This is a genomic window from Frateuria sp. (genome assembly GCF_013362045.1).
Classification (GTDB): domain Bacteria; phylum Pseudomonadota; class Gammaproteobacteria; order Xanthomonadales; family Rhodanobacteraceae; genus Frateuria_A.
In genome coordinates, this window is the sequence record NZ_JABFWW010000123.1 from 1 (window position 1) to 2,422 (window position 2,422).

3 protein-coding genes are annotated in these 2,422 nt (G+C 69.0%); all 3 read right to left on the reverse strand.

Annotation, left to right across the window (positions count from 1 at the left end; all coding sequences use genetic code 11):
- Positions 1-435: glycosyltransferase (locus HOQ08_RS05605; protein ID WP_291192393.1), on the reverse strand; the 435-nt coding region annotated here is incomplete at its 3' end.
- Positions 432-1,673, reverse strand: coding sequence for a putative lipid II flippase FtsW (gene ftsW, locus HOQ08_RS05610; RefSeq protein ID WP_291192394.1), 1,242 nt, complete (start codon positions 1,671-1,673; stop codon positions 432-434). The genes ftsW and HOQ08_RS05605, both read right to left, overlap by 4 nt.
- 3 nt (positions 1,674-1,676) lie before the next feature.
- On the reverse strand, positions 1,677-2,422 hold a 746-nt coding region (gene mraY, locus HOQ08_RS05615), incomplete at its 5' end, for a phospho-N-acetylmuramoyl-pentapeptide-transferase (RefSeq protein WP_291192395.1).

Here is a 2,422-nt window from a genome sequence, read left to right on the forward strand (position 1 = left end):
GGCCAGCACGCGCCTGGCGAAGCCGGCGAGCTTGCGGTTGGTGTAGCCGGCGACGCGGTTCTGCTCGTGCACCAGCAGCGGCGTGCCGGTCAGCCGCGCGGCCACGCCGCCGGGGCCGGCCACGTAGCCGCCCATCGACAGCACGCTGCGCGGACGCACGCTTCGCAGCACGCGCCTCGAGGCGAGCAGCGCGCGCGCCAGCATCAGCGGCGCCAGCAGGCGCGTCTTCAGGCCCTTGCCGCGCAAGCCGCCGACCGCGACCGTGTGCAGTTCGATGCCGTGCGCCGGCACCACCCGCGTCTCCATGCCGCCGGCTGCGCCCAGCCATGCCACCGGCACGCCTTGCGAACGCAGCACGTCGGCCACGGCCAGGCCGGGGAAGATATGGCCGCCGGTGCCACCGGCCATGATCAGCACGGGACGGTTCGCGCTCATGCCGCCACCGCCTCGCGCTCGCGCGTCGCGACCGCCGCATTCGCGTCGGCTACCGCCACGGCGGGCATGCGCGTGGCCATCTGGCGGGCATCCAGCGCGCGGTTGATCTCGAAGGTGGCGCGCAGCAGCACGCCGGCCATCGCGCAGGTGAGCAGCACGGAAGAACCGCCGGAGCTGATCAGCGGCAGGGTCAGGCCCTTGGTCGGCAGCGCGCCGAGGTTCACGCCGATCGATACCATCGCCTGCAGGCCGAGCATCAGCGAGATGCCGAACGCGACGTAGCCGGCGAAGCGCTGCCCCACCTCCACGCCCTTCAAGCCCAGGTGCAGGCCCCGCCAGACCGCAAGCGCGAACAGGCCTACCACCAGCAGGATGCCGGCCAGCCCCAGTTCCTCGCCGATCACCGCCAGGATGAAGTCGGTGTGCGCCTCGGGCAGGTAGGAGAGCTTGAGCACGCTCGAACCCAAGCCCACGCCGGTCCATTCGCCGCGGCCGATCGCCATCAGCGACTGGGTCAGCTGGAAGCCGTCGTTGAACGGGTCCTTCCAGGGGTCCATGAACGAGGTCAGCCGCTTCATGCGGTAGCTCTCGCTGGTCGCCGCGATCGCCAGCAGCGGCATCAACGGCAGGCCCATCAGGAACAGGTACAGCGGCCGCGCGCCGCCCAGCCAGACCATGCCGATGGTGACAGCGATCACCAGCGTGGCCGAGCCGAAGTCCGGCTGCACCAGCAGCAGCAGCACGATCGCGCCCGCCACGATGATCGGCCGCAGCAGGCCCCAGAACTTCGTTTCCACGCTCTCGCGATGGCGCACCAGGAAGCTCGCCACATACACGACCAGGATCAGCTTCACCGCCTCCACCGGCTGGAAGCTCAGCACGATGAGGTTGAGCCAGCGCCGCGCGCCGTTGATGCGCATCCCCAGGTGCGGCACGAACACCGCCAGCAGCATGGCCACGCCGAAGATCAGCAGCGGGAAGGCGTACTTCTCCACCTGCTTGAGCTCGGTGCGCATGGCCGCACCGGCCAGCAGCAGCCCGAGCGCGAGGTAGAACAGGTGCTTCTTGAGGTAATAGAACGCGCCGATGTGCTGGCTGTCGGCCACCGCGATGGAGCTGGAAGTGACCATCACCACGCCCATGCTGGCCAGCCCGACGAGCGCGACCAGCAGGGGCAGGTCGAAGCTGCCGCGCGGCCCGTGCCGCTTGATCGCCTGGCTGGAGCCGAAGCCGAACATGGGTCAGCGCACCTTCAACGTGGCAAGGCCGATCAGCACCAGCACGACGCTGATGATCCAGAAGCGCACGATCACCCGCGGCTCGGGCCAGCCCTTGAGCTCGAAGTGGTGGTGGATCGGCGCCATGCGGAAGATGCGCTTGCCGGTGAGCTTGAAGCTGGCCACCTGCAGCATCACCGAAATGGTCTCCAGCACGAACACGCCGCCCATCACGATCAGCACAATCTCCTGGCGCACGATCACCGCCACGCAGGCCAGCGCCGCGCCCAGGGCGAGCGCGCCCACGTCGCCCATGAACACCTGCGCCGGGTAGGTGTTGAACCACAGGAAGCCCAGCCCCGCGCCGGCCAGCGCGCCGCAGAAGATGGCCAGCTCGCCCGCGCCGGGGATCGAGGGGATGCCCAGGTATTCGGAGAACACCTTGTTGCCGGCCAGGTACGCGAACACGCCCAGCGCGCCGGAGACCAGCACCGAGGGCATGATCGCCAGGCCGTCCAGGCCGTCGGTCAGGTTCACCGCATTGGAGAAGCCCACCACCATGAAGTAGGCGATCACCACGAACATCACGCCCAGCGGCAACGCCACCTGCTTGAACAGCGGCACGTACAGCGCGGTCTCGGCCGGCAGCACGGCGCTCTTGTAGAGGAACAGCGCCGCCGCCAGGCCGAACACCGACTGCCAGAAATACTTCCAGCGCGAGGCCAGCCCGCGGCTGTCCCTGAGCACCAGCTTCTTGTAGTCGTCGTAGA

Bases quoted from the DNA above. Each gene is read 5' to 3' on its own strand.
- ftsW (WP_291192394.1), bottom strand. From the start codon at position 1,673: ATGTTCGGCTTCGGCTCCAGCCAGGCGATCAAGCGGCACGGGCCGCGC.